This is a genomic window from Candidatus Desulforudis audaxviator MP104C (assembly GCF_000018425.1).
GTDB lineage: Bacteria > Bacillota > Desulfotomaculia > Desulfotomaculales > Desulforudaceae > Desulforudis > Desulforudis audaxviator.
The window spans coordinates 1,170,800-1,196,352 of the sequence record NC_010424.1; the positions used below are offsets into that span (position 1 = coordinate 1,170,800).

30 protein-coding genes are annotated in these 25,553 nt (G+C 60.6%); 14 read left to right on the forward strand and 16 right to left on the reverse strand.

From position 1 onward, the window contains the following. Nucleotides 1-3 precede the first annotated feature (3 nt). The 9 genes from DAUD_RS05610 (at nt 4) to mdh (ending at nt 8,232) form a co-directional block, all read left to right on the forward strand. Nucleotides 4-474, forward strand: a complete 471-nt coding sequence (locus tag DAUD_RS05610) for an HAD family hydrolase (RefSeq protein ID WP_012302209.1) — start codon at nt 4-6, stop codon at nt 472-474. 38 nt (nt 475-512) lie between these two features. Next, nucleotides 513-791, forward strand: a complete 279-nt coding sequence (locus DAUD_RS05615) for a late competence development ComFB family protein (RefSeq protein ID WP_012302210.1) — start codon at nt 513-515, stop codon at nt 789-791. 338 nt (nt 792-1,129) lie between these two features. Next, a complete protein-coding gene (locus DAUD_RS05625; RefSeq protein WP_012302212.1) occupies nt 1,130-3,922 on the forward strand; it encodes a UPF0182 family membrane protein in 2,793 nt (930 codons plus the stop codon). 110 nt (nt 3,923-4,032) lie between these two features. Beyond that, nucleotides 4,033-5,154 (forward strand): 6-phosphofructokinase, encoded by a 1,122-nt coding sequence (locus DAUD_RS05630; RefSeq protein ID WP_041570843.1) that lies wholly within the window; start codon nt 4,033-4,035, stop codon nt 5,152-5,154. A gap of 93 nt (nt 5,155-5,247) precedes the next feature. Continuing rightward, nucleotides 5,248-5,595, forward strand: a complete 348-nt coding sequence (locus DAUD_RS05635; RefSeq protein WP_012302214.1) for a twin-arginine translocase TatA/TatE family subunit — start codon at nt 5,248-5,250, stop codon at nt 5,593-5,595. A gap of 132 nt (nt 5,596-5,727) precedes the next feature. Beyond that, nucleotides 5,728-5,982, forward strand: a complete 255-nt coding sequence (locus DAUD_RS05640; protein WP_012302215.1) for a twin-arginine translocase TatA/TatE family subunit — start codon at nt 5,728-5,730, stop codon at nt 5,980-5,982. A gap of 149 nt (nt 5,983-6,131) precedes the next feature. Next, nucleotides 6,132-6,383, forward strand: a complete 252-nt coding sequence (tatA, locus tag DAUD_RS05645) for a twin-arginine translocase TatA/TatE family subunit (RefSeq protein WP_012302216.1) — start codon at nt 6,132-6,134, stop codon at nt 6,381-6,383. An 86-nt stretch (nt 6,384-6,469) separates the two neighbouring features. Further along, complete coding sequence (gene tatC, locus DAUD_RS05650; protein ID WP_012302217.1) at nt 6,470-7,240, forward strand: twin-arginine translocase subunit TatC; 771 nt, start codon at nt 6,470-6,472, stop codon at nt 7,238-7,240. A 62-nt stretch (nt 7,241-7,302) separates the two neighbouring features. Beyond that, nucleotides 7,303-8,232, forward strand: a complete 930-nt coding sequence (mdh, locus tag DAUD_RS05655) for a malate dehydrogenase (protein WP_012302218.1) — start codon at nt 7,303-7,305, stop codon at nt 8,230-8,232. A gap of 195 nt (nt 8,233-8,427) precedes the next feature. Here the strand turns inward: mdh and hsp14 are convergent, their stop codons facing one another. Then, nucleotides 8,428-8,850, reverse strand: a complete 423-nt coding sequence (gene hsp14 / locus DAUD_RS12455) for an archaeal heat shock protein Hsp14 (protein ID WP_041570844.1) — start codon at nt 8,848-8,850, stop codon at nt 8,428-8,430. 232 nt (nt 8,851-9,082) lie between these two features. Between hsp14 and DAUD_RS05665 the strand changes: the two genes are divergently transcribed. Both DAUD_RS05665 and DAUD_RS05670 read left to right on the forward strand, forming a co-directional pair. Then, nucleotides 9,083-10,042: a hypothetical protein gene (locus DAUD_RS05665; RefSeq protein ID WP_041570845.1), complete on the forward strand. Its 960-nt coding sequence runs from the start codon at nt 9,083-9,085 to the stop codon at nt 10,040-10,042. Nucleotides 10,043-10,088: 46 nt separating this feature from the next. Beyond that, nucleotides 10,089-10,610, forward strand: coding sequence for a small multi-drug export protein (locus DAUD_RS05670; RefSeq protein WP_012302221.1), 522 nt, complete (start codon nt 10,089-10,091; stop codon nt 10,608-10,610). A gap of 156 nt (nt 10,611-10,766) precedes the next feature. On the opposite strand, the gene DAUD_RS05675 is transcribed toward DAUD_RS05670, so the two are convergent. From DAUD_RS05675 to DAUD_RS05720, 10 genes are all read right to left on the reverse strand, one after another. Further along, nucleotides 10,767-11,549 (reverse strand): ABC transporter permease, encoded by a 783-nt coding sequence (locus DAUD_RS05675; protein ID WP_012302222.1) that lies wholly within the window; start codon nt 11,547-11,549, stop codon nt 10,767-10,769. Between the two features lie 3 nt (nt 11,550-11,552). Continuing rightward, nucleotides 11,553-12,533, reverse strand: coding sequence for a daunorubicin resistance protein DrrA family ABC transporter ATP-binding protein (locus DAUD_RS05680; RefSeq protein WP_012302223.1), 981 nt, complete (start codon nt 12,531-12,533; stop codon nt 11,553-11,555). A gap of 325 nt (nt 12,534-12,858) precedes the next feature. Then, a complete protein-coding gene (locus DAUD_RS05685; protein WP_012302224.1) occupies nt 12,859-13,566 on the reverse strand; it encodes an ABC transporter ATP-binding protein in 708 nt (235 codons plus the stop codon). Next, nucleotides 13,566-14,336 carry an ABC transporter ATP-binding protein gene (locus DAUD_RS05690; RefSeq protein ID WP_012302225.1) on the reverse strand — a complete coding sequence of 257 codons (771 nt, stop codon included), beginning with the start codon at nt 14,334-14,336 and terminating at the stop codon, nt 13,566-13,568. The genes DAUD_RS05685 and DAUD_RS05690 overlap by 1 nt, the downstream gene beginning before the upstream one ends. 18 nt (nt 14,337-14,354) lie before the next feature. Beyond that, the gene (locus DAUD_RS05695; RefSeq protein ID WP_012302226.1) at nt 14,355-15,254 is read right to left on the reverse strand and encodes a branched-chain amino acid ABC transporter permease; all 900 of its coding nucleotides are present in this window, start codon (nt 15,252-15,254) and stop codon (nt 14,355-14,357) included. Between the two features lie 4 nt (nt 15,255-15,258). Further along, a complete protein-coding gene (locus DAUD_RS05700; protein ID WP_012302227.1) occupies nt 15,259-16,140 on the reverse strand; it encodes a branched-chain amino acid ABC transporter permease in 882 nt (293 codons plus the stop codon). A gap of 77 nt (nt 16,141-16,217) precedes the next feature. After that, entirely contained in the window at nt 16,218-17,387 is a 1,170-nt protein-coding gene (locus DAUD_RS05705) for an ABC transporter substrate-binding protein (protein ID WP_012302228.1), read from the reverse strand. A gap of 192 nt (nt 17,388-17,579) precedes the next feature. Further along, nucleotides 17,580-18,512: a DMT family transporter gene (locus DAUD_RS05710; RefSeq protein ID WP_012302229.1), complete on the reverse strand. Its 933-nt coding sequence runs from the start codon at nt 18,510-18,512 to the stop codon at nt 17,580-17,582. 133 nt (nt 18,513-18,645) lie between these two features. Further along, nucleotides 18,646-19,002, reverse strand: a complete 357-nt coding sequence (locus tag DAUD_RS05715; protein ID WP_012302230.1) for a hypothetical protein — start codon at nt 19,000-19,002, stop codon at nt 18,646-18,648. Between the two features lie 78 nt (nt 19,003-19,080). Continuing rightward, on the reverse strand, nt 19,081-20,040 hold the full coding sequence (locus DAUD_RS05720; protein WP_012302231.1) for a DMT family transporter: 960 nt from the start codon (nt 20,038-20,040) through the stop codon (nt 19,081-19,083). A gap of 244 nt (nt 20,041-20,284) precedes the next feature. On the opposite strand from DAUD_RS05720, the gene DAUD_RS05725 reads away from it, so the two are divergent. The 3 genes from DAUD_RS05725 (at nt 20,285) to DAUD_RS05735 (ending at nt 22,586) form a co-directional block, all read left to right on the forward strand. After that, nucleotides 20,285-21,091 carry a basic amino acid ABC transporter substrate-binding protein gene (locus tag DAUD_RS05725; protein WP_012302232.1) on the forward strand — a complete coding sequence of 269 codons (807 nt, stop codon included), beginning with the start codon at nt 20,285-20,287 and terminating at the stop codon, nt 21,089-21,091. A gap of 78 nt (nt 21,092-21,169) precedes the next feature. Further along, on the forward strand, nt 21,170-21,877 hold the full coding sequence (locus DAUD_RS05730; RefSeq protein WP_012302233.1) for an amino acid ABC transporter permease: 708 nt from the start codon (nt 21,170-21,172) through the stop codon (nt 21,875-21,877). Continuing rightward, a complete protein-coding gene (locus DAUD_RS05735) occupies nt 21,864-22,586 on the forward strand; it encodes an amino acid ABC transporter ATP-binding protein (RefSeq protein WP_012302234.1) in 723 nt (240 codons plus the stop codon). The genes DAUD_RS05730 and DAUD_RS05735 overlap by 14 nt, the downstream gene beginning before the upstream one ends. A gap of 113 nt (nt 22,587-22,699) precedes the next feature. On the opposite strand, the gene DAUD_RS05740 is transcribed toward DAUD_RS05735, so the two are convergent. The 5 genes from DAUD_RS05740 to DAUD_RS05760 form a co-directional block, all read right to left on the reverse strand. Further along, on the reverse strand, nt 22,700-23,428 hold the full coding sequence (locus DAUD_RS05740; RefSeq protein WP_012302235.1) for an NAD(P)/FAD-dependent oxidoreductase: 729 nt from the start codon (nt 23,426-23,428) through the stop codon (nt 22,700-22,702). An 87-nt stretch (nt 23,429-23,515) separates the two neighbouring features. Continuing rightward, nucleotides 23,516-24,397 (reverse strand): NAD(P)/FAD-dependent oxidoreductase, encoded by an 882-nt coding sequence (locus tag DAUD_RS05745; RefSeq protein WP_012302236.1) that lies wholly within the window; start codon nt 24,395-24,397, stop codon nt 23,516-23,518. 95 nt (nt 24,398-24,492) lie between these two features. Further along, a complete protein-coding gene (locus DAUD_RS12995; protein ID WP_041570846.1) occupies nt 24,493-24,735 on the reverse strand; it encodes an oxidoreductase in 243 nt (80 codons plus the stop codon). Nucleotides 24,736-24,747: 12 nt separating this feature from the next. Next, nucleotides 24,748-24,981 (reverse strand): beta/alpha barrel domain-containing protein, encoded by a 234-nt coding sequence (locus tag DAUD_RS13000; RefSeq protein WP_012302238.1) that lies wholly within the window; start codon nt 24,979-24,981, stop codon nt 24,748-24,750. Nucleotides 24,982-25,000: 19 nt separating this feature from the next. Then, the gene (locus DAUD_RS05760; RefSeq protein ID WP_012302239.1) at nt 25,001-25,456 is read right to left on the reverse strand and encodes an N-acetyltransferase; all 456 of its coding nucleotides are present in this window, start codon (nt 25,454-25,456) and stop codon (nt 25,001-25,003) included. Between the last annotated feature and the right edge of the window lie 97 nt (nt 25,457-25,553).

Genomic DNA, 25,553 nt, shown 5'->3' on the forward strand with positions numbered 1-25,553 from the left:
AACGTGCTCGGTTTTGATATCCCCGCCCGGGGCGTTCTGACCATCAAAAACGCAGTGTTCGACTTCAACGGAACGCTCGCGGTGGACGGCAACATCAGGCCCGGAGTGGCGGAGCGTCTTAACCAACTAGCCGGTCACATACAGGTTTTTGTGGTCACCGCGGATACTTTCGGGACGGTGCGCCAGGCTTGCCGGGACATCGATTGTGAGGTCACCGTGCTGGCCACAAACCCCGGCGGTCCCGAAAAGGAACGTTTTGTGCGGGAATTGGGGGCGGCGGAAACAGCCGCTTTCGGAAACGGCGCGAACGATATCCCGATGTTGGAGGCGGCCGGGCTCGGGGTCGCGGTCCTGGAAGGGGAAGGTGCTGCGGTCGGCTCCCTGATGGCCGCAGACGTGGTGGTCCGGAACATCATCGAGGGCCTGGACCTGTTGCTGAAGCCGGGACGGCTCGTCGCGACTCTGCGGCGCTGAGCTTGAGTGTGAGTCTTGAATATGGGGGATGACAGCCGATGCTGAAAAACTACGTTGAGGTGGCGGTGGCCGAGGTCTTTGACGATGTGCTGGCCGAAATCCGGAAGCGCAAACCGGACTTGTGCGGTTGCGAACGCTGCCGTGAGGACGTGATGGCGATCGCCCTCAACCGCCTGCCTCCCAAGTATATCGCCACCGACAAAGGGGAAATATTTACTAGTGTGGATTTTAGCAGGGTTGGAGGGAAGGCGGAGATTATCGCCAACCTTATACCGGCTTTTGAGTTGGTTGACAAGCGTCCGCGGCATGTCCGCTAAGATCGGCGGTCAAGTATAAGGGGGGAATAAGAAGTGGAAAAAAGGTGTATCCTCTGCGGTCGGAAGTTCGTTGTCGAGGATATGAGTGCGACCACCGAGGACGACGATCTTTTCACTCCGGAACCGAAAAAGAATGTTTCCATCTGTGAGTTGTGCCAAAACAAGCTGAGGCACGAAGCTGACAAAACGCAGAAACCGACAAAGCCGGTAGGTTAGAACTCCGAACCGGAGCCTGGCACCGGAACTGAAGAGTCTGAATCAGGAGTCGGCAAGAAACCGCAACAAGTTTTGAGCACGACCCCGTCGTGTAATTATTTTTTAAAGGAGGTATTTCTATTTTGGGTGCCCGACGGTGGACCTTTTACGCCGTAGTGGCGGCGATCGTGCTTTTCATCATGCTGCTGGGGGGCGGAGCCCGGCTTTATACCGACTGGTTATGGTTCCAGTCCTTGGGTTACAGCAACGTGTTTGTCACCATCCTCCTCTCCGACCTCGGCCTCCGGGTCGCAGTTGGCCTGCTGTTCTTTGCCTTCATATTCGTTAACCTGCTGCTGACCAGGCGGGTGGTCCTGGAACAGGGCCACATCACGCTCCAGCAGGAGAACGTGATTCAACTGCAGGACATCCCTTGGAAGCAAATCCTGAACAACCGGATCATTACCTTGTTCTTCCTGGCCGTGAGCGCTGTGCTGGCCTATATGTTCAGTCTGTCGGCGGCCGGGGACTGGGTGCTCCTCCAGAAGTTTTTGAACCCCTCTTCTTTCGGGATAGCCGACCCTATTTTCGGGAAGGACGTCGGGTTCTACGTCTTCACCCTGCCGTTCCATATTTTCCTCTTTAACATTCTCTTCTGGAGCGGTATCGTCACTGTTTTGTTTGTGGGCATCGCCTACTTCATTTCCAACCCCTTCCAGGGCCTGCGGGGTCTGTTGGCCAACAGTCACGTACGGACGCACCTTTCGGGCCTGTTGGCCTTCATACTGCTGGTCAAGGCCTGGGGTTACCTGCTCCAGCAGTACCTCTTGCTCTACTCGCCCCGGGGCGTGGTGTTCGGCCCCGGCTACACCGACATCAACGGCACGCTACTGGCGTACCGGGTGCTGCTGATCTTGGCCGTGCTGGCCGCGCTGGCGGTGATCGCGAACATCTTCCTGCGCCGGACGGGAGTTTTGGCCTACGCCGTGGGCGGCCTGATCGTGGTTTCCCTGGTGCTCGGTTTGGTTTACCCGGCGCTGCTGCAGAGATTTGTGGTCGGGCCGAACGAACTGGCCCGCGAGGCGCCGTTCATTGAACACAGCATCGCCTTCACAAGGAAAGCGTACAACCTGGACCAGGTGGACCGGAAGGCGTTCCCGGCGGGACGCACGGTGGATCTGGACGCGATCCAGGCGAACAGCGAGACGACCAGCAATATCCGCCTCTGGGACCGGGAGCCGCTGCAGGCCAGCTACGGCCAACTGCAGCAGATACGGACCTACTACGAGCTTAAACATATCGACGTTGACCGATATACGATCAACGGTGTGTACCGACAAGTCATGCTAGCTGCACGGGAACTGGATCAGAGCCGACTGCCCGAACAGGCCAAGACGTGGGTAAACCAGAGGCTGATCTACACCCACGGCTACGGGGTGGCCATGAGCCCGGTAAACGAGGTGACACGCGAGGGCCAGCCGGTGTTCTTACTCAAGGATATCCCGCCTAAAACCGACACCGACATTCACCTGGAGAGACCGGAGATCTACTTCGGCGAAGCCACCGACAACTATGTGATCGTGAATACCGACCAGTTGGAGTTCAACTACCCCGAAGGCGAAACCAACGTGCACACCACTCACGCGGCAGCCGACAGCGGGGTGACGCTGGGTTCGATCCTGAAGCGCCTCGTGTTCGCGGTGGCCCTGGCCGACTACAAGATCATGCTGTCGACGGACGTGCGGCCGGACAGCCGGATTCTGTACTACAGGAACATACGGGAACGGGTGCCGAAGCTGGCGCCGTTCCTGATGTTCGACCAAGACCCGTACATCGTGGTGAACAACGGAAAACTGTACTGGCTATGGGACGCCTACACAACGACTAACATGTTTCCCTACGCCGAGCCCTTCCAGGGCCGGAACAACTACATCCGGAACGCGGTGAAGGTCGTGGTGGACGCCTACACCGGCGACGTCGACTTCTACGTGGCCGAACCCGAAGACCCGCTGATCCGGAGTTTCGCCCTGATCTTCCCGGACATGTTCAAGGAAATAGATGAAATGCCGGCCAGCCTGCGGGCGCACATCCGCTACCCGGTCGACCTATTCAAGGTGCAGGCCGAGATGTACGCCACCTACCACATGCAGAACGCAGCTGTCTTCTATAACCGGGAGGACAAGTGGAGCCTGCCGACCGAAATCTTCGGGCAGGAAAAACGCCCGGTGGAACCGTACTACACCATCGTGCGGCTCCCGGGCGAGGAGGCCCCTGAATTCGTGCTGATTATGCCTTTCACTCCCCATGGTCGCGAGAATATGATCGGCTGGATGGCGGCCCGTTCCGATGGGGAACACTACGGAAATCTGCTGGTGTACGAAATGCCCAAGCAGAGCCTGGTGTACGGCCCGATGCAGGTCGAGGCCCGCATCAACCAGGACCAATACATCTCCCAGCAGCTTACGCTGTGGGAGAACCGGGGTACGCGGGTGATCCGGGGCAACCTGCTGAGCATCCCGATCGAGGACAGCCTGCTCTACATTGAGCCGATCTACCTGCAGGCCGAGGACGGCCGGATGCCCGAGTTGCGCCGGGTGGTGCTCTTGCACGGTGAGCGCGTGGTATTCGAACCCGACCTCCCGCGGGCCCTGGCCGCGATGTTCGGGACGCCGGGCGCCCCCGGGGCGGCCCCGCCACCGGTAACCGACCCTGATGCCGGGCCGCTGGACGAAGTCCCCGTGGTGCGCACCATGGCCGACCTGATCGAGGAAGCGAACCGTGAATATGAACGCGCCCAGGAGCGCCTGCGCGAAGGAGACTGGAGCGGCTACGGCGCCGCCATCAGCAACCTGGGCCGGGTGCTGGACGAACTGCTGAAACAGGCCGGGCAGGAGACACAGGAGGTGGGGTCGGGGAGGCCCTACGTTTTCCGGTGATAGCTCCTTCAGTGGGGTGTCAGGAATGTCAGGAGGAGTCGAACCCGCGGATTGCACCCAGTTTAAAGACAGCGAAACGGCAGCCGGTGGGCCGGAAACAGACAGGAGGGATGACAGGTTTGAGCGCCAGGCGCAGGAAAGGCATTAAAAAGATCGGCATCCTGACCGGGGGCGGGGACGCTCCGGGAATCAACGCGGTGATCCGGGCCGCCGTCAAGGTGGCCGTAAACCACTACGGCATCCGGGTGATCGGCATCGAACAGGGTTTCGGCGGCCTGATCGAAGACCGTACCCGGAAGCTGACCACCAAAGAAGTCATGGGCATTCTGCCCCGCGGTGGGACCATCCTGGGCACCACCAACCGGGACAACCCCTTTCACTACCCGATCCGGCTGGAGAGCGGGGAAGTGGAGTTCCGCGACGTTTCGATCCGGGTGCCGGAGACGCTGGCGAAACATGCCATCGAGGCGCTGATCGTGATCGGCGGGGACGGAAGCCTGAAAATCGCCTCCCAACTCTGGGAGAAATACGCCGTCCCGGTGGTCGGCGTGCCGAAGACCATCGACAACGACCTGTCCGCGACCGATCAGACCTTCGGTTTTGACACCGCCCTCAAGACGGCCACCGAGGCGATCGACAAGCTGCACACCACGGCTGAATCGCACTACCGGATCATGGTGCTGGAGGTCATGGGCCGTTACGCCGGCTGGATCGCCCTGCAGGCCGGCCTGGCCGGCGGGGCCGACGTCATCCTGATCCCCGAGATCCCCTTCGACATCTACAAGGTGTGCGACAAGATCAAGGAGCGGAGCGCGGCCGGCAAACAGTTTTCCATCGTCGTCGTGGCCGAGGGTGCCCGGGCGATCGGCGGGGAAATGGTGGTCAAGAAAGTGGTCGAGGACAGCTTCGAAAAGATCCGGCTGGGGGGAATCGGTAACGTGGTCGGTGAACAGATTGAGGAGATTACCGGGATCGAAACTCGGGTGACCGTACTCGGGCACCTGCAGCGGGGCGGGTCGCCCACGCCCTTCGACCGGATTCTGGGCAGCCGCTTCGGGGCGGCGGCCGTGAACCTGGTGATGGAAGGCCGCTTCGGGGAGATGGTCTGCCTGCGCACCCCGCATATCGCCTCTGTGCCGCTTGTAGAGGCGGTGGGCGAGATGCGGCGCGTGCCGTTGGGCAGCGACATGGTGCGCATGGCGCGCCAGATCGGGGTGTCTTTCGGAAACTAACGGCTGCGAAAGGGTTTGCGCTTCGGGCTGGCGAATCAGGTAACCCGACGGTACAGAAGAGATGACCGACTCCGGGGAGGAGAGGAAGAAGTCTTGCTTCCGAACATCGGCATCCCGGAATTGATCCTGATCCTGGCGGTGATCGTGGTAATCCTCGGGCCGGGCAAGTTGCCCGAACTGGGGAAGGCGCTTGGGCGGATGGTGAAGGAGTACCGGAAGGAGGCGAACCGCGGTCTGCCTCCGCCCAAGAGCCGGAGGGAGCTGCGGGAGGAACGGGAGAAAGCCGCGCGCGAGCAGGCGGCGGCCGCGGCCCGGGCAGCGGCACCTGACCCAAGTACCGACTACGTGGCCGACCCGGCACGGCGTGGGGTTTTCACCGGTGTGTTGCGGGTGTTCCAGCTCGTCTGGAAGATCTGGCGCTGGCGAAGAGGGCTTCCATAACCGCCAGTTAATAGGCTGACCGGTTGCTCCCGCCGGCCGACGTACATTTCGGCGGAGCTGGTGCAGGAAACGGCCGGTTTAAGGCGAAATCATATAAGATGACCAATCAGAGGCAAGAAAGGGGGGTGGCCGTTGCTTCCGAATATCGGCATACCCGAACTGATACTGATCCTGGTAGTGGCCCTGATTATCTTCGGACCCGGGAAGCTCCCCGAGGTGGGCAAGTCTTTGGGTAAGACCATCAGGGAGTTCCGCAAATCCACCCGCGACGAGCCTGAGGCAGTGCAGGAAGCCGTGGAAGTGAACAAGCAGCTGAAGGCCGGGGACGGTCGGCAGACGCCGGAAGCGACCACGCGTGAGGAACCGTCCGAGACAGCCAAAGGTTAGAGCAGACTCCGGACTCCGGGGAGTTCGGATCCGGATTCGCGGTGTCAGAAAAGTCAGGCGAGGGAAGTGCGGCAAGCAGGATTTTCCCCTTGCACGGCGAAACCCCAAGACTGTTGAAGCAATACTGTGAAAAGAGGGGCTGAGGGATAGTGCTTCCGAATATCGGCATACCCGAGCTGATCTTGATTCTGGCGTTGGCCCTCATTGTCTTCGGACCGGGCAAGCTGCCCGAGGTGGGAAAATCGCTGGGTAAGACGATCCGCGAGTTCCGGAAGTCGTCACGGGAAACCTTTGCCGACGTGACCGACAGCATCAAGGAAGTCAAAGAAGACGTGTACGAAGCAAAGCGGACCCTGGAAGTTACCAAGGAGGAAGAAGCGCCGAAGTCGGCGCAGAGCTAAGTTTTATCGGTTTAGGGCATCTTTCTCAACCCCTGGGATTAAGGAGAAGCTCCCTGGGGGTTGTTGTTTGACTGGAGGCATACCAGTTGGTTGACATTAGCGACAAGGAGATGAGCGTGGTCGAACACCTGCACGAATTGCGGCGTGTCTTTCTCGTGTCTATAGTCGCCGTTGTGGTGTTTGCTATCGCCTTTTTCTTTGCCCGGGATTTCTTCCTGGGGATAGTCAAGGAACCGGTCGCCAGTCTCGGTTACGACCTGCAATTCCTAGGTGTCACCGAGCCGGTGATGACCTATTTCCGGTTGTCCCTCTACCTGGGGTTCCTGGCCGCGCTGCCCATCATCCTGTGGCAGGTGTGGAGCTTCATTCTGCCGGCTCTCAAGCGGGATGAGCGTAAGTACTTCACCATTTTCGTGGTCCTGTCCTACCTGGCGTTTATCGGCGGGGTCGCCTTTTCCTTCTTCGTGGTGTACCGCCTGGGTGTACAGTTCCTGCTCCGGTTCGCCGGCGAAGAACTGATGCCAATGCTCACGCTGGCCAACTACGTGTCGTTCACCATTAAATTCACCCTGCCGTTCGGCCTGGTGGCCCAGTTGCCTCTGGCCGCCTACCTGCTGGCCAAGCTCGGGGTGGTCACCAGGGCGTTCATGATCAAAATTCGCAAGCATGCCCTGCTGGTCATCGTTATTGTCTCGGCGATGCTCACCCCGGCCGACCTGTTGACCTGCCTTTTGCTGGCCACCCCGATGTACAGCCTGTTCGAGTTATCCATCCTCATTGTCGGTATGGTGGAGAAGCGCAAGGCCAAAGCGCGGGAGAAGGCCGAGCGTGAGGCGGAGGCGGCCGAAACCGCATAGGGACGCTTGGCCAGACCCGCCGGGCGCGGGAGATACATCTGTTACGAGAGGGAGGCAGTTAGTTGAGGAGGAAGAAGATCAGCATCGTTGGGGCCGGGAACGTGGGTGCCACCTGCGCGCACTGGATCGCGGCCAAGGAACTGGGGGACATTGTCCTGCTGGATGTGGCGGAGGGGGTGCCCCAGGGGAAGGCGCTCGACCTGATGGAAGCGGCGCCGGTCGAGGGATTCGACTGTATGATCACCGGGACAAACGACTACCGCGACACGGCCGGCTCCGACGTCGCCGTGATCACGGCCGGGGTGGCCCGCAAGCCTGGGATGAGCCGGGACGACCTGGTAAGCATCAACGTCAAGATAGTGCGGCAGGCGGCGGCCGAGATCGCCCGGTACTCACCGGATGCGCTGATCATCGTGGTCACCAACCCCTTGGACGTGATGTGCTACGTGGCCTACAAGGCTTCGGGACTGCCCCGCGGGAAGGTGTTCGGGATGTCCGGAATCCTGGACGGGGCTCGGTTCCGCACCTTTGTGGCCCTGGAACTGGGGATCTCGTTCGAGGATGTGACCACCCTGGTGCTGGGCGGGCACGGCGACCATATGGTACCCTTGGTGCGGTACACTTACGCCGGGGCCATTCCGGTCGAGAAACTCATCCCCGCGGACCGGCTGGCGGAACTGGTGCAGCGCACCCGCCAGGGCGGCGCCGAGATTGTGGAGTTGTTGAAGACCGGCAGCGCCTACTACGCTCCGGGCGCGGCGATCACGCAAATGCTGGAGGCTGTCTTGAAGGACAAGAAGCGGATCCTGCCGTGCGCGGCCTACCTGGACGGCGAGTACGGCCACCGCGACATCTGCGCCGGCGTGCCCACCATCGTGGGGGCCGGAGGCATCGAGCGGATCATCGAACTCGAGCTGACTGCGGAAGAGCAGGCGGCCTTCGACCGTTCCGTGAGTGCGGTGCGCGGGGTGCTTAAAGGTTTGGACATCTAGGCGGGTTGCCGCTATGCCAGCTAGTTGCCGAGAGTGATGGTTTTAGTATCACTTGCCGATACTGGCAGGCGGGTATTGTCACTGATAACGCGTACCGTTAAGGGCAAAGTCACCGGGCCCGGTAGACTGGCCCCCAACAACAGAAAAGCCACCCCTGACCATGGGCCGGGTGGCTTTTCTTGTTAGCACTCCGTATTACTCGATGTTGATTGTCGTTCCGGACCTGGTTGGGCCGGTCTTGGGCAACCGGATGATCAGCACGCCGTTTTCCAGTTTGGCGGCCGCCTTGTCCCGGTCCACTTCGGCCGGCAGGGTGATCGCCTCTCTCACGTATACTTCACGGCGCTCCTTGCGGTAGTAGTTCCTTTCACTCACTTCCTCGTCCTTCTCACGCTTGGCCTCCAGGGACAGGGTGTTATCCTCCAGTTGAATGCGGATCTCTTCTTTCTTGAATCCGGGCAGATCGGCCTTGATTACGACATCGTTGCCTTCTTCATAGACGTCCACGGCGGACTTGGCAAATTCCTCGAAGGGCTCGTCCAACAGGCGGAAAAGGCTCTTCACGGGCTTTCTGATCAACAGTTCAAGCCCGTCAAAAGGGGACAATTCCTTGCGCATTGCGAACACCTCCCAATGTTCTTTTACCCATGATGATAAGCTGGCGGCAAGCCAAAAGCAAGGGGGTCGATGGATAGATGGATATTTCAAGCTGCAGGGTCTCCGGTTGACCCCTGAACGCGGCGTTGGGTAGTATGAATGCGGGAGGATTGCCGTCGCAATGAGGCAGCAGCTTGGGCGGGACGTGGCCTGCGATTCTCTGAGGGTAAGTGATAGGATAGGGGGCCGGGGATTGATCACCATCGGATTTTCGCCGCACCGGGTGGAAGTGTTGGAGCACATGGCCCGGGAGATGGAGGGACACGACTTGATCCTCCTGGAGGAACCACCGGACCCGGTATTCCAGGAGATGTTGGCGGGGCGGATGAAGATCGAGGCGTACGTGGAGGAGATGGTGCCAGCTTTTCCGGAGTTCACCCGGCACGCCTGTCTGCTCCTGCGTGGACTGTATGCGGCAGGGAAGCGCATCGAGCAGGTGGAGCCATACCTGGAGCGAATGGAGCGGATCTACGACCTCCTGGATAACCAGGGCGTCGATCCGGAGCAGATCCGGGAGATGCCGGAACTGGGGGAGGTATACCTGGCAGAGGCCAGGGCCACCGCCGCTCTCATGAACTTCTACCGAAAAATCGGGAGCGGGGATTTCGGGGTCGCGGTGGCGGCCTGCCGGGAGTTCGCGCACGCGGACGCGGCACGCCTGCGGCTAAGGGCGCGTTTGCGGGCGGAGGCGATCGCCGCCGGGGCGCGGTCGGGCGCCTATGCGGGAAAGGTCTACGTGGAGGCCGGATACATTCACCTGGCGTTCTTTGTCTTCCTGCGGCAGCAGTTGGCGGCGGGGAAGGAGTACTCCAATCCCGAAACCTATGGGCGGGTGCATCCGCGCTACCTTTTGGAGGCCGCCCTGGACGAAGTCGGGGGTCCGGGAGCGCCGCGCCAGCTCTATTCTCCCGGAGACGTCCTCACACTGCGCGCCGTCTTCCGGGCGCCGACCAGCACGGAAGGGGAGGAACTGCTCGCGGCGCGGGCCATCGTATACACCGCCCTTCTGAGCAAAAAGGAGAAGCTGCCGACCGCACGGGTGCCTTACCCGCACCTGACGGAGGAACTGCGGCTCCTGGCGCACGTGCGGAGCCTCGACTACAAGGCCTGTGAGGCGGGTTTCCGCAAGTACTTGAGGAAGTATACTATGTAACTTGAGATCGTCGCGTAGACGCGATTCTGAAAGGAGTTACCAATACATGGCACCCACCGATACAATGACATCATACCTGCTTAAGTTGGCAGCCGTCTTCGGCCTGGGTGCCGCGCCCTGGTTCGAGATCATAGTCGCCGTGCCGGCCGGCGTGGTGATGGGCCTGACGCCGGCGGTGGCAACGGCGGCCGCCGTTGCCGGGAATGTCGTGTCGGTCGCCGTGCTGATGGCGGTGTTACCGCGCCTGAGGAACTGGTTTTCCAGTACTTTCCTGCCACGGAAGCGGCATAAGGGAGAGGATGGCCTTTCGGCCCGGTACAGGCGCTTCCAGTACCTCTGGAACCGGTACGGCGTGGCCGGCGCCGGCCTGGGGGCGCCGGTGGTCACCGGCACGCACCTGGCGGTCGTGCTGTGCGTGATTCTGGGCGCTTCGGCCGGCCGCACGCTGGCCTGGACCACAATCGGGATTCTTGCCTGGGGAGGCATGTTGGCGGTGGCCTGTCAACTGGGCCTGGAGAGCCTACAGTACCTGATCCCGGAATGGGCGATGGCAAGGCTTCAGCCCTGATCTGAGCCGGTTTATGTAAAATCCACGTTTTTGACTCGGGTACTACTTCCGATAATAGATATTATGTTGCCTAGAAAAGAACCAGATTCGGGCGTCGCTGACGCATGCTGCCGATCACGTTGAGTATTAGATTATCCGGATGCTGGTGGACACGTACTATTCCACTCTGTTGAAGGCCTGCATGCTCAGGGTGACCATCAGAATTGAAAAGCCCGCCAGGACGAGGACATCGTAGTACAAGGGGTAGTACACTACGAAATCCTTGGCTGGCGAGTCGATGAACATGATGTTGCGGAGGGCGTCAACGCCGTAGGCCACCGGATTGAGCTTCATCACGGGCTGCATCCATTCCGGGGCGATTCCGATCGGGAAAAAGGCGCCGCTCAAGAGGAACAACGGGACGATGATGAAGTTCATGATCATGTGAAACCCCTCCATGCTCTCGGTATTGGCGGCCACCACCGTCCCGAAGGAAGTGATGGCGAAGGCCAGCAGGAACAGCAGGGGCAGAATTTGCAGGATTGCGGACGGGGACAGCGCGAGTCCGGCCAGCGGGGCCAGGAGCAGCAGGATTGCGCCCTGGAGCAGGGCGGTCGTGCTCCCGCCCAGAGCCTTGCCGACCGCGATGGCGCTACGCGGCACAGGGGCCACTAGCACCGCTTTTAAAAAGCCGAATTCGCGGTCCCAGATGATGGACACCGAGGCGAACATGGAGGTAAAAAGGATGGTCATCGCCACGATTCCGGGGTACATAAAGCTGAGGTAATCGAACCCTTCGATGTTGAGCTGGAACATGGCCCGCAGCCCCTGGCCCATGATCACCAGGTAGAGCAGGGGCTGGCCCACCATCGCCAGCAGGCGCGTGCGTTCCCGGAAATACTTCTTGATCTCGCGCAACCAGATCACATATACCGTAACCCCGAAGGTCTTCAATTCCAACCGCTATCTTCCCTTTCTGGCTCTGGCCCTGCGGGTTTGGCGCATTCTTTCCAGGGAATCGGGCGCTTCCTCACGAATCGCCCGCCCGGTCAGGCTCAAGAATACATCCTCCAGGGTGGGCTTGCTGATCCCGAGTGCGGTCAGGCCCGGAACCGCGGCCGCGAGGCGGGGTATCAGTTCCTCGCCGGCTCCGTTTGTCGCCGGCAACTGTATTACCCGGTCGCCTTGCAGCACCGCCTCCAGTCCCAGCTGTTCCTTGATCGAGCGCAGGGCGCCTTCCGGATCTCGAGTTTCAACAGTGATCAGGTCCGTCTCCACCGTGGCCTTGAGCGCTGCGGGACTGTCCAGGGCGACGATCCGACCGTGGTCGATAATCCCGACCCGGTCACAGGCCTCCGCTTCCTCGATGTAGTGAGTGGTCAAGAAAACGGTTGCCCCTTCCGTCCGGCGGATTCTCCCGATATACTCCCAGATGTGCCTGCGGGTCTGGGGATCCAGCCCCACGGTCGGTTCATCTAGAAAAAGGACTCCCGGCCGGTGCAGGAGGCCCCGGGCGATCTCCAGGCGGCGCTTCATTCCGCCCGAGAACCTCCGGACCAGGTCGTTCCGGCGGTCGGCCAGTCCGACCAACTCCAGAAGTTCAAGGATTCGCGGCCCGGTTTCCCGCCGGGCCACCCCGTACAGCATGGCGTGCAGCTGCAGGTTTTCCTGCGCCGTCAGGCGGTCGTCCAGGCTGGGGTCTTGAAACACCATGCCTATCGAGCGCCGCACCGCGGCCGGCTCGCGCACGACATCATATCCGTTGACGCGCGCAGTGCCGCCGGTGGGCCGCAGCAGCGTGGCCAGGACCTTGATGGTCGTGGTCTTCCCCGCGCCGTTCGGGCCGAGGAAGCCGAAGAACTCCCCCTTCCCCACCGTGAACGAGACTTCGTCGACCGCCGTAAACTCCTTGAATCTCTTGGTTAACTTGCGGACCTCTATCATCAGGCGGCACCCCTATCGTATAAAGGGCTGCCTTCCGTTGAAGCAGCCTGCTCATATTAGCCCGTATACATAATATAATGCACGCCGCGTCCGGCAAGAGCAAATCTTTTTGTTGCGGGGCCGGATCATAGAAGCGCCCTCCTGGATACGCCCCCGACAGGCACGACCATACGTCCCGGGCGGGCACAGATCACACTCCTTACGGGCACGGTACGCCCAGAACGGATGGGGAGGGTGGGGGGATGATCTTGCGCCAGTGGCGTTCAGGCCGGTCCTTGACGGCCTGACGGAACTTTGCACGAGGTTGATCTACGCACGGAAGGCTCTAAGCGCCCAGGTAGGCCCGGCGCACGTCCGGGTTGCCGGCCAGTTCCTCGGCCGGTCCGGTGAGGGTGATCTGTCCGGTCTCCAGCACGTAGCCGCGCCGGGCGACGGACAGGGCCATGTGGGCATTCTGCTCCACGAGGAGAATGGTGGTTCCCTGTTCGTTAAGCTCCCTGATAATGGAAAATATTTCCCGTACCAGCATCGGTGCGAGGCCCATGGAAGGCTCATCCATCAGCAAGAGCTTGGGTCTGGACATCAAAGCCCGCCCTATGGCCAACATTTGCTGTTCCCCGCCGCTCAAAGTGCCGGCCAACTGGCGGCGACGCTCCAGAAGGCGCGGGAAGCGTCCGAAAACCCGCTCCATAGCCTCACGGGTCTTCCGGCCTCCTTTCGCCACGTACGCGCCCATCTCGAGGTTCTCCTGCACCGACATGGTGGCGAACACCCGGCGCCCCTCCGGCACGTGGCTGATTCCCAGCGCCACGATCCGGCTGGGGGACATCCGGGTGATGTCCCGGCCCGCGAACACGATCCGTCCCCTCCGGGGGCGGATCAGTCCGGAGATGGTCCAGAGGGCGGTGCTTTTCCCGGCACCGTTCGCCCCGATCAGGGCCACGATTTCTCCTTCGTTTACCGTCAGCGAGATGCCGGTCAGGGCTTCAATGGTGCCGTAGTTGACCGAGACGTTGTCCAGTTCCAGAAGCACTACCCCACCTCCTTTCCCAGGTAAGCCTCGATCACCCGCGGGTCGGCCTGAACCTCCGCCGGGGTCCCGGTGCAGATTTCCCGGCCGTAGTCCAGTACGGTGATCTTCTGGGAGAGGGTCATGACAAATTTCATGTCGTGCTCCACCAGGAAGATGGTGATGCCCTGTTCCTGAATCCTCTTGATCAGCTGTAAGAGGCTTTGCTTTTCCTGCGGGTTCATGCCGGCGGCGGGTTCGTCGAGCAGAAGCAACGCTGGCTCGGACACCAGGCCGCGCGCGATTTCCAGACGCCGCTGCTCCCCGTAGGAGAGGTTTTTGGCCAGTTCGTCCTTCTTGCGTGAAAGCCCCACCAGTTCCAGGGCCGCGAGGGATGCCTCGGTAGTGTCCCGCTCCTCGGCCTTAAACCCCGGATGGCGGATGAGCGCACCCAGGACGTTGCTTTTTCCTCGGGAATGACGCCCGACCTTGACATTGTCCAGCACCGAGGCGTTCTTGAACAGGCGGATGTTCTGGAAGGTGCGCGCAATCCCGGCGGCGGCGATGTCGTAGGGATTCAGGCGCGTGATCTCCCGGCCGCGGAAACGGATGCTCCCGGAGGTCGGGCGGAAAATGCCGGTCACCACGTTGAAGACCGTGGTCTTCCCCGCCCCGTTGGGGCCAATGAGGGCCCTGATGGAGCCGGATTCGATATTCATGTCCAACCGGTGCACCGCGGTGAGCCCGCCGAAGTTCACCGTTACGCTTTCCAGTTCAAGCAGCACCTCTGACATCCGTCTCTCCCCCGCCTCCTACGTCCCACCGGCCGGTGTGGCGGTGTTTCTCGTTTTTGACAACAGGTGCTTGAAGCTGCGCACGAGGTCCACTCCGCCCAGTAGCCCGCTCGGGCGGAAGATCATCATGAGCACCATCAGGATCCCGTACATCATCATCCGGTACTCGGCTGAAAACCGGAGCATTTCCGGCGCTATCGTCAGGATCGTGGTGCCGAGAACGGCTCCCGGAATGCTGCCCAGCCCGCCGAGCACCACAAAGCACAGGATCTCGAAGGAACGGGCGAAACCGAAATCCGACGGGTTCAGGTACTGCAGGAGGTGCGCGTAGAGCCCGCCGGCCAGGCCGGCGCAAAACGAGCCGATGGCGAACGCCCCTACCTTATACCACAGGCTCTTGATGCCCATGCACTCGGCGGCGATCTCGTCCTCCCGGATGGCAACCAGCGCCCGGCCGAACCGGGAGTTGTTCAGGCGGTACATGGCCCAGATGGTCAGAATCACCAGCACATACACCGTGACCAGGTTCGTCTCCCGCGGAATCCCGGCCAGTCCGCGGGCCCCGCCCGTGATCTCCAGGTTCATGAACACCACGCGCACAATCTCGGCGAAGCCCAGCGTGGCGATGCCCAAGTAGTCGCCGGTGAGCCGCATGCTCGGAAACCCCACGAGCACCCCGGCCAGGGCGGCCGCGCACGCTCCCGCCAAAAGGCATGCTAGAAACGGCAGGTCCAGCCTCAGGTTCAGCAGCGCGGCCGTGTAAGCGCCGATGCTCAGAAAAGCGGCGTGGCCGAACGAGAGCTGCCCGGTGACCCCGGTGATCAGGTGCAAGCCCAAAGCCGCGATCAGGAAGATCCCCAGCAGGGTCAGGACCTGGACATAGTACGGATTGATGAACTGTCTGATCAGATCGTCCATCACGCTACACCTTTCTCTGCTGCGGCTGGCCCAAAAGGCCCGAAGGCCGGATCAGGAGGACCAAAATCAGGAGGCCGAAGGCGATGGCGTCCCGGTAGCTCCCAAAGCCGGCGGCCACCCCCAGCACCTCGGCGACGCCCAGGAAAAGCCCCCCGAGCACCGCCCCCGGCACGCTGCCGATGCCGCCCACCACGGCGGCGCAGAATGCCTTAAGCCCTGCCATGACACCCATCAGCGGGAAAATGGAATTGAAATACATGCCGACCAGCACGCCTCCGGCCGCGGCCATCACTGCGCCCAAGGCGAAGGTGAAGGAGATCACGGCGTTGACGTTGATGCCCATCAGGCCGGCGGTGTGCAGATCCTCGGACGTGGCCCGCATGGCCTTCCCCATTTTCGTCCGCCGGATGACCAACTGGAGAATGATCATCAGGCAAGTGGCCACCATCAGGATCACGATCTGCACGGTGGAGATATGGAGCGGCCCCACGGTGTGGATGGTGTTTTTGACCACCTGGGGGAAACCCACGGGCTGGGGGCCCTTGATCAGGGTCATCAGTGTCTGAATGAAAATGGAAACGCCGATCGAAGAGATCAGCGGGGCCAGGCGGGTGGAGCCGCGTAGCGGCCGGTAGGCCACGCGTTCGATGCTCACGGCTACAATGAGACAGGCCAGCATGGCCGCGCAAAGGGCGAACCAGATGTTGGCGCCGAGCACGACCGCGGTCAGCCCGACGAAGGCGCCAATCATATACACGTCGCCGTGGGCGAAATTGATGAGTTTAATGATGCCGTACACCATGGTGTAACCCAGGGCGATGAGCGCGTATACCGATCCGAGCGTGATTCCGTTTAACAGCTGCTGCAGGAACGTTTGCAGATCCATCTGCGGCCTCCATATTTATTTAAAGCGGCAGCCACTGCGCTAAAGGCAATGGCCGCCTCAAATCGGACGCCGGGGTGTTACATTTTCACGGGGATAACGGCTTTGACGGCCCAGTCGCCGTCCTTGACTTCCAGCAGGTAGACCGGGCTCTTGATCGGTTCCCGGTCGGCACCGAAGGTGATGGTTCCCGAAACTCCTTCCCAATCCGCCGTCAGCTTCAGGGTTTCCTTGAAGTCGGCCGGAGCCGCGCTGTTTGCCGCGGCGATGGCGTCCGCGATCAGCATCACGGCGTCGTAGCCCTGGGCGGAGAACATGTCGGGCAGTTTGCCGTATTTGGCCTGGTACTTGTTGATGAAGTCCAGCGTCTTGGGGCTCGCGCCGCCAAGGTCGACGGCGAACCCGGTGTACACCATGCTGCCTTCCACGGCGTCCTCACCAAGTTCCCAGAGAACCGACGAAAGCAGACCGTCACCGCCGACCATCACGTGGTCCATTCCCTGGCTGCGCACTTCCTTCATGAACAGGCCGCCCTCGGTGTAGTAGCCGGTAAAGATGATCCCGTCGAACGTTTTTTGCTTCAGGGCGGTAACCTGGGCGGCGAAGTTCTGGTCGCCGTCCTGGATGCTCTGCTCGGCGACGATTTCAACGCCGTTCGCCTGCAGACTGTCTTTGAAGAGCTTGCTCAAACCGACGCTGTAGTCGTTGTTGGTGGAGGTCACCAGCGCTACTTTTGTCCAGCCGAGTTCTTCGGCTAGGTACTTGGTCACCGCCGGCGCGCCGACCCGGTCGAGCAAAGTGTTGCGGTAGATGTAGTCACCGATTTCCACCACACCTTCACCCACGGCACCCGCGGAAAGCAGAACCACACCCGCACCTTGGGCGATCTCCCCGGCGATCTTGGTGATGCCGGTGGTCGGGTCACCCACGATAGCGACGACACCCTTGGTGATCAGCTTCTGCGTGACGTTGGCGCCCTCGGTGCCGATGCTGCGGTGGTCGTCTTCCACAATCGTCACCTTCTTGCCCAGCAAACCTCCGGCCGCGTTGATGTCTTCAACGGCCATCTGCATTCCCTTGAGTGTTTCGATCCCGTAGCTGGCGTGACCACCGGTCTTGGCGCCGAGGAAACCGATCTTAATGGTATCTTCCTGCTTTTCGGGGGCGGCCCCGCCGCCGCAGCCGGCAACGACGCCAAAGACGAAGAGTAGGGTAATAATGAGCGCAGTAATCCTACTTTTTCTGTACACCTGTGTGCCTCCTTAATTCTGTTTGAAGAAAGTGAATACCACCAGGGAAGGCCAGGAACTCATTCTCACCCCCCCAGGCTTCCGCCCCCCAGGCTTTCGGCAAAACTGCACAACACAAATCTTTTCAACGGCACGTTTCGGTTTTCCTGCCGGAGTTCCCCATTTTGAACGGTCAAGGGATATAATCCGGGCTTAGGTCCGGCGTGCTCCGGCAGGCGCGGGAACGGTCCTCGGCCCGGCCACCGAGGTGATGAAGACGTAAAGGCCGGTGGCGATCACGGCGCCACCGGCGAGTTGCAGGAGGCCCGGCACCTCGCCGAAGATGAAATAGGCCAGGGTGGTGGCCCCAACCGGTTCGCCGAGGATGCTCACCGAGACCACCGCCGCCTTTACGTAGCGCAACGACCAGTTGAAGACCATGTGCCCAAGGATGGTCGGAACCACGGCCAGAGCCAGGAACCAGGCCCAGGTTTGCTGTGGGTAGGGATAAAGCGGGGTGCTCGTGGCCAGATTGGCGAGAAGCAGGGCTGCCGCCGCAGTCCCGAAAACTACAAAGGTGTAGGTCGCGATGGGGAGCCGGGCCCGCAGGGTCCGGCCGATCAGCACGTAACCGGCCACAAAGAGAGCCCCGGAAAAGGCCAGGAGGTCGCCGTACAGTGCCGTTCCGCCCATCTGGAAATCGTTGATGCCGATCAGGACGCTGCCGGTCAGGGCCAACCCGGCGCCGATCAAGGCCCGGGCGGTCAGCCCTTCCTTCAGGAATAGGTAAGCCCCGGTGACCACGAATAGGGGCTGCATGGTGACCAGAATGGTTGAAGAAGCCACGGTGGTGTAATTCAGGGAGGAAATCCAAACCGCAAAGTGTGCCGCCAGGAGCAGGCCGGCCAGGGCGGCCAGGGCGAGTTCGCGGCCCGTAGTCTGTTTGAGTTCCCGGCGCCCGGCCCGGTTGAGCGCAAACGGGGTGATCAGCAGTACGGTGAAGGCGAGGCGGTAGAAAGCGATCACCAGGGGCGGTGCCTCCGCCAGCTTGGTGAAGATCGCCGAGAAAGAAACGGCAACCACCCCGATGATGATAGCCAGGTAAGGATTAACGAACGGTCTTTCGGCTCCCGGTGACGCCTCCACTCTTTGCCCCCCGTAAGACCGGAATGAGCTTATTTATCCTAATGCTCTCCGGAATTCTTGTCTCCCGAATTCCTTTTGTTAAATTCTGCCGCTTTCTTCTGAATTCTGGATTCTAAGTTCTATACCCTAAATTCTAAATCAGTCCCTCTCTCTTCAGGTGCTCGGCGGCGCTCTGGATGGAGCTTACCGTTCCGGAAATGGCCTCGCCCAGGAGGCGTGACACTTCTTCCGGGCGGTTGATGTGCACCTCCCAAATGGCTTCCTTCACCTTGGTATCGGCGCCCGACAGGTTGTTGAACCCGGCGAGGGCCGACGCCGTTTTGATTTCGCCCCGGATCTGTTCCAGGAGCCCCTTGTAAAGCCTGATGGCCGGTGCCCGGTCTTTCTCTTCTATGGCGGCCAGTTCGGCCGACAGATTCCCGGCGTTGATCAGCATCGTTTTGATCATCTCGCCGAAGTGAAAACGGATCACTGCTTCTTTAAGATCCATTAAGCCGGCCCCCCTTAAAATGCGTTTTTTAGGTATTATTCCATGAATCTGGAACATACTTAATTCATTTATTTTCATTCATTTCTGTGACAAAACGCGTTCCAGTCTATGCTTGTCTCCCACGGCCGAAGACCCCCGGGTGACCGGCAACGGAGCAGCGCTGCAGGGGACCGTTTCGGCGGTCTTCCAGACCGTGATCAGCATGCCGAGCACAATCACCGCTCCCCCGATCCACTGGCGTATCTCCAGGGTCTCCCCGCCCCAGAGCCAGGCGGCCAACCCGGCGAAAACCGGCTCCATGGTGAAAATCACTGCGGTGTGCGTCGGCGAGGTAAACTTCTGGGCCTTGTTCTGGATCAAAAAGGCCAGGGCCGTGGCCGGTATGGCCGTCGCCAGCAGGGCGATCTGCACCGACGGCGCGAGCGTGACCGGAAAGCTCTCCAAGACGGGAGCAATCAAGAAGCTGATAAAGGCCACGGTGCCGATTTGGATGATGGCCAGCAGGACCGGATCCAAACACGGGGCGTATCGGCCCACCAGGATGATGTGCGTGGCGAAGCAGAGCGCGCAGCAAAACACCAGGAAATCACCGTAGCCTACCGTGAAGTCTCCCTGAACGGCCAGAAGGCCGAGGCCGATGGTGGCACAGGCTACGCCCAGAACGGCCAGCGGCGACGGCAGGGTCCGGGTGAGCCCGGCGACGAACAGCGGAACCAGGACTACCGACAGGCCGGTAATGAACCCGGCGTTTGCCGCCGTGGTGTGCTGCAGCGCCACCGTCTGGAAAGCGTAGCCCCCGAAGAGCGCCAGCCCGATGACGAATCCCGCCGTCAGGTTGGCCCGGTTCACCCTCAGGGTGGAACGCCAGCAAATCAGCGCCAAAAACAGGAAAGCGACGGTAAAACGGATGGCCAGGAAATAGTAAGGCCCGATTTCGGTCAGGGCTTCCTTGACCACTACAAAGGTAATGCCCCAAACAAAGGCGACAAAGAGAAGAGCCAGGTCGGCGGTAATCTGTTGTATTTTGGTGGGCGCCACGTTTTGTTCCCTCGATTCGAAGTACCCTTAAATTCTGGCATTCACACCCGCCAAAGTCAAGAGAAACATCCGGGCGGTGTAAAACCGGCTCGATTTTGGGCAGGAATCTCAGCCTTTAAGGCGAACTGTGAAAGCTGGGCATTTATGTGCGGCTGGAAAGGAGGTTAACGAAGCAAGAAGCTTCCATGCGCGCCCCAGTATGACATTCTATTAGCTCGGGAGAAACGAGAGGAGGAAGAAAATCTTGCCCAAGATTAACAAAAAGGTTTTGGCGCTGTTCTTTCTGGTCACCTTTCTGTTCGTGGTCGTCGGTTGCGGCGGCGGCCAGACGACCCCCGCTCCCGCTCCGGAAAAACAAAAACTGACCGTTGCGTCCGACACCGCCTACGCTCCCTTTGAGATGCAAGGCGGGCCGGGAGAGCCTACCTACATCGGTTTTGACATGGACTTGATCCGCGCGATCGGCGAGGTGCTCGGAAAGGAAGTCGAAATCATCAGCATGGGCTTTGACGGCATCATTCCGGCGCTGCAGAGCGGCAGTGTGGACTGCGCCATCTCGGCCATGACCATCACCGAAGAGCGGGCCAAAGTGGTCAACTTCTCCGTGCCGTACTACGAGTCCGGCCTGATCACCGCGGTGCGGGCCGACAACAACGACATCAAGGGTTTTGAAGACCTCGCCGGCAAGAAGATCGCCGTCCAGATCGGCACCACCGGCGCGCTGAAGGCCCAAGAAGTGCCGGATGCCAAGATCTCCACCTTCAATACCATCGACCTGGCCTTCCTGGAACTGAAGAAGGGCGCGGTCGATGCGGTGATCAACGATGCCCCGGTCACCCTGTACTTTATCCAGCAGGGCAACGAAGACGTCAAGGTGGTTGGCGACCTCTTGAGCGGTGAGTTCTACGGTATTGCCGTACCCAAGGGCAAGGAGGACCTCCTGAACCAGATCAATGACGCCCTGAAGACCCTGAAGGAAAACGGCACTTTCGACCGGATCTACATGGACTGGTTCGGACAGGCACCACCGGACACGATTTTGCAGTTCTAACAGCCTAGTCCGCCGAATGTGCGTGACACCACCCGGTGTCGCGCGCATTCGCGTTTGGCCGCGGTGGAGTGAAATCCTTTGCAGGTAATCTTCGACGCGCTACCGCTCTTGCTGGTCGGCGCGAAACTGACCTTCCAGATCACCGTTCTTTCGGTCGGTTTCGGCTGCATCATCGGGCTCTTTGCCGGGCTTTGCCGCCTGTCGCGCAGCCGGGTGTTGCGCTACCTCGCCACCGGCTACGTCGACTTTTTCCGGGGCACGCCCCTGCTGGTGCAAATTTTCATGCTCTATTTCGGCATGCCGCAAGTGGTGGAGATGCTCCAGCTATACCTGCTGAACGAGTACGGCATCCCCAAAATGGTCGACGTCAGCAACGTGTCCCGCTACTGGATCGCGGTACTCGGCTGCAGCCTGAACAGCGGCGCGTACATCGCCGAGATCTTCCGGGCCGGGGTCCAATCCATCGAGCGGGGCCAGATGGAGGCCGCCCGCTCGCTGGGTATGACCCAGAATCAGGCCATGCGCTACGTGATCCTGCCCCAGGCCTTTAAACGGGTGATCCCGCCCCTGGGCAACGAGTTCATCGCCATGTTGAAGGACACCTCGCTGCTCTCGGTGATCGGCGTCGAGGAACTGACGCGCAAGGGCCAACTGATCATCGCCGTGAACTACCAGTCGGCGGCGATCTGGTTCGCGGTGGCCATGATCTACCTGCTCATGACCCTGACCTTCTCCCGGATCGTGGACTGGTTGGAACGGAGGCTCAAGACCGATGATCGAGGTTAGGGACCTTTACAAGGACTTCAAGTCCCTGAAGGTGCTTCAGGGCATCAACTGCCGGGTGGCGGAGGGCGAGGTGGTCTGTGTCATCGGTCCCAGCGGCTCGGGCAAGAGTACCTTCCTGCGCTGCCTGAACCTCCTGGAGGAGCCGACCAGGGGCGAGATTATTATCGACGGCGTCTCCCTCACCGACAAGAGCACCAACATCAACAAGATGCGGCAGAAGGTGGGCATGGTGTTCCAATTGTTCAACCTCTTCCCGCACAAGACGGCGCTGGAGAACATCATGCTGGCACCCCTCAAGGTGGCCCGCCTATCGCGGACGGAGGCCGAAGAACGGGCCCGGTCGCTTCTGGAGAAGGTGGGCTTGAAGGACAAGGCCGACAACTACCCCGGGCAGCTTTCGGGCGGCCAGCAGCAGCGGGTGGCCATCGCCCGCGCCCTGGCGATGCAGCCGAAAGTGATGCTGTTCGACGAGTGCACGTCCGCCCTGGACCCGGAAATGGTCAAGGAGGTCCTGGCAGTGATGAAGGACCTGGCGCGCGAGGGAATGACCATGGTGGTGGTCACGCACGAGATGGGTTTTGCACGCGAGGTCGGTGACCGGGTACTGTTTATGGACGACGGGAAAATCGTGGAAGAAGGTCTGCCGTCGGAGATTTTCACCGCCCCCCGGGAGGAGCGCACCAAAGCGTTTCTCAGTAAGATCCTCTAGTTCGCACCCGTTCTCGTTCATCCCTGGTGAAGAATAGGCTGAGACCTCTCCGTCCGGGAGGAAAATGGGGTCTGACCCCATTCTTGCGCGGCTTGTCACAACCGTATTATCAACTAACGCTTTGACTCTTTTTGGCTTTGCTTTTCCTTCGGCGGCTCCTCGTCCTTCTCCACCTGGTACTGCACCAGCCAGGCCGGGTCAGGCACAAACGGCTCGATTCCCACCCGGTCGATCACGTGGAGTACCCGCTCCTTCGGCTTGGCCAACGCCTGGTACTTCTCCAGCACAAACTCTAGCACCGCGAAGACCCCTTCCCGGCTGATGTTCTCCGCGATCACTGTTCCGTGCCGCGGGTTCAGCGTGGAGCCTCTGCCGCCCACGGCGACCTCGTAAGCTCCCCCCTGCCGGGCCCGGACCCCGAAATCGGCGCAGTAGGGGTCGGTGCACCCCCGGGCGCACCCGGCCAAGGCCACCTTGAAATCCCGTGGCAGCGGGCGCCCGTAATATTTATCCTGGATCTCAATGCCCAAGTCCAGCACTTCGGTGATGTTCTTTGGGCATAGGTCTTCCCGCCCGCAACAGGCCTTGACGTTACGGAACGTGTTGCCGAAGGTGCCTACCCGCCAGCCAAGTTCTTCGGCCGCCGCACAAGCTGCCGCCACGTTTTCCGCCGGCAGGAGCAGCACCAGCGTTTGCCTGGTAGTGAACTTCAGGGCGGCCACGCCCAGTTCATCCAGCCGCTCAGCCAGACCTTTGAACTGGCCGGGCGTTACCACCCCGCAAGCTCCGACCAACACCAGGGCCTCCAGTCCAGATTTCTGTTTGAATACGGCTTGACCCATTCTACTACCCCCTAGAGAAACTTACCGGTCAGTTGACTAGGCTCAATCCTTTGAGAAGCCCGATATACACCGGGAACTGTTCAAAGCTCACTTGCTGCCTGCGGAATCCAAATACGCCACTGCATTCAGCGCGGCCACCTGCCCCTCCCCGACCGACTTGGCCAGTTGGTAAGGCTTGCCCGTACAGTCCCCGGCCGCGAAGATCCCAGGAATGTTGGTTTCCAAGGCCCGGCTCACCTTGATGTGGTTACCCTCCAACTCAAGGCCGGGCACCAGATCTTGCGGTGGGAAGGCTTCCCGAAAAATGAACACGCCTTCCACCGCTACGATCCGTTTGTCCAGTTCCAGCGCTTTGACCGTGCCGTCTGCGCCCAGGATTCGGACCGGTTTAAGCCCTTTGAGCAGTTCGATGTTGTCCTGCTCGAATTGCGGGGGCTCGGTATGCATGCACACGTAGTAGATCCAGGAACAGAAACCGGCCATGTAAGTGGCCTCTTCGATGCCTTCCTTCGTGTAATCGATGATGGCCACCGTTTTTCCGCGGAACAGGGGACCGTCACAGGTCGCGCAGTAGCTGACGCCGCGTCCGACCAGACCCTCCTCCCCCTCCAGCATCCGGGCCACGGCCATCCCCACCGTAAGGATCACCGTGCGCGCCCGGTAAACGCGGTCTTTGATCGCCAGGCCGAACCCCTCTGCCTCCGGAAAGACGTTAATGACCCGCTTGTTAACCATGGGGATATTGAACTTCCGGACGTGCGCGACAAACTCCCGATGCAACGCCTCACCGGTAACTCCGGGCCGGCCCAGGAAATTGTCCACCCGCGGGGAACGGTTTATTTTCGAAACACAGAACTCGCCCCCGAAGAGAACCACCTTTTTGCGGCGCACCGCCGCGTTCAGGGCCGCCGACAGTCCGGCTGGCCCGCAGCCGATCACCGCCACGTCGTACATTTCTGGCTCCGTCATATCACTCACCAACCTCCCGGATTAGATTGTGTCCGCCCTCATTAATGCCGAGAAAGCCACCGCTTTAGTCCGGTAGGCGACAAGCCTCTTTACGCCTAGTAGGAGTGCTTGTTCACCCCGTCAAATCCGGCGTTCTTGGCGCGCAGCGCAGCCGCCAGGAAATCCGCCTTGATGATCCCGTCTATTTCTTCGGGCGTCAGGGCGCTTGGCGGCTCCTCCAGCACGAACGGCACCCCCGACGGCGCAACCGGCTGACGCCCGGCGTTGGCCCTTGCCGGGGCCCTTGGTCCGGCATGGCGCAGCTGGATGAGGATGCCCGCGCCGCGGTGCTTGATCATCCCGGACAGTATCTACAGCCGCGGGCGATGCGTTTCGCTCCAGATCCCCATGGATCGTTCAAAAAGACGTCCGAACGGGTATACCACCCCGGGCTCCACGCGGTCGTAAAACCGGAGCATTTTGTCGGTCACTTCCCCGCCCGTGCCGGCTGTTCCGGAGGAAAGCGGCGGCATCACCAGGCGATTACGAAAAGTCACTCCACCGACGTGCAGAGGGCTGAACAACCTCCTAAAGCCGGCCGACAAAACTCACCTCCCCTTTCAATCACTTGAGGTCGATGATCAGGGATTCCTCATTGCAGTTCGGAAAATGGGGACAATTGATGCATTCCTTCCAGACCTTCTGGGGCATCTCCTCCTTGGGCACCCGACGGAAACCGCACTTTTCGAAGAAACCGGGCTGGTAGGTCAGCGTGAATACCCTGGGGATGTGCAGTTCCCAGGCGTCTGCCAGGAGCATCCCCACCAGTCCCCGGCCGATCCCCCGGCCGATCATTGTCTCTTCCACCGCCAGGGCGCGGATTTCGGCCAGGTCCTCCCAGATGATGTGCAGGCCTCCCGCCCCGACCACCCGCCCGTCTTCCTCGGCGACGGCAAACTCTCGGATGCTTTCATAAAGGAGCGCCCGGGGCCGGGCCAACATCAGCCCCCTTGCGGCGTAATAGCTGATCAGGCCGTGGATGGCCTCCACATCGGTGATCCTGGCTTTGCGGTACTGCACCCTCCCCCTCCTCCGGGGTCAAACCTTAGTTACTAAATATTGGTACAACTCCACATTGGTCAGTTAACGGAACATGATGACAAATGAAGTTAGCGAA

Coding starts and splice junctions, on each gene's coding strand:
- DAUD_RS05615 (WP_012302210.1), top strand. CDS start 513: ATGCTGAAAAACTACGTTGAGGTGGCGGTGGCCGAGGTCTTTGACGAT.
- DAUD_RS05630 (WP_041570843.1), top strand. CDS start 4,033: ATGACAGGTTTGAGCGCCAGGCGCAGGAAAGGCATTAAAAAGATCGGC.
- hsp14 (WP_041570844.1), bottom strand. CDS start 8,850: ATGCGCAAGGAATTGTCCCCTTTTGACGGGCTTGAACTGTTGATCAGA.
- DAUD_RS05670 (WP_012302221.1), top strand. CDS start 10,089: ATGGCACCCACCGATACAATGACATCATACCTGCTTAAGTTGGCAGCC.
- DAUD_RS05680 (WP_012302223.1), bottom strand. CDS start 12,533: ATGATAGAGGTCCGCAAGTTAACCAAGAGATTCAAGGAGTTTACGGCG.
- DAUD_RS05690 (WP_012302225.1), bottom strand. CDS start 14,336: ATGTCAGAGGTGCTGCTTGAACTGGAAAGCGTAACGGTGAACTTCGGC.
- DAUD_RS05695 (WP_012302226.1), bottom strand. CDS start 15,254: ATGGACGATCTGATCAGACAGTTCATCAATCCGTACTATGTCCAGGTC.
- DAUD_RS05700 (WP_012302227.1), bottom strand. CDS start 16,140: ATGGATCTGCAAACGTTCCTGCAGCAGCTGTTAAACGGAATCACGCTC.
- DAUD_RS05715 (WP_012302230.1), bottom strand. CDS start 19,002: ATGGATCTTAAAGAAGCAGTGATCCGTTTTCACTTCGGCGAGATGATC.
- DAUD_RS05735 (WP_012302234.1), top strand. CDS start 21,864: ATGATCGAGGTTAGGGACCTTTACAAGGACTTCAAGTCCCTGAAGGTG.
- DAUD_RS05740 (WP_012302235.1), bottom strand. CDS start 23,428: ATGGGTCAAGCCGTATTCAAACAGAAATCTGGACTGGAGGCCCTGGTG.
- DAUD_RS05745 (WP_012302236.1), bottom strand. CDS start 24,397: ATGACGGAGCCAGAAATGTACGACGTGGCGGTGATCGGCTGCGGGCCA.
- DAUD_RS12995 (WP_041570846.1), bottom strand. CDS start 24,735: ATGATCAAGCACCGCGGCGCGGGCATCCTCATCCAGCTGCGCCATGCC.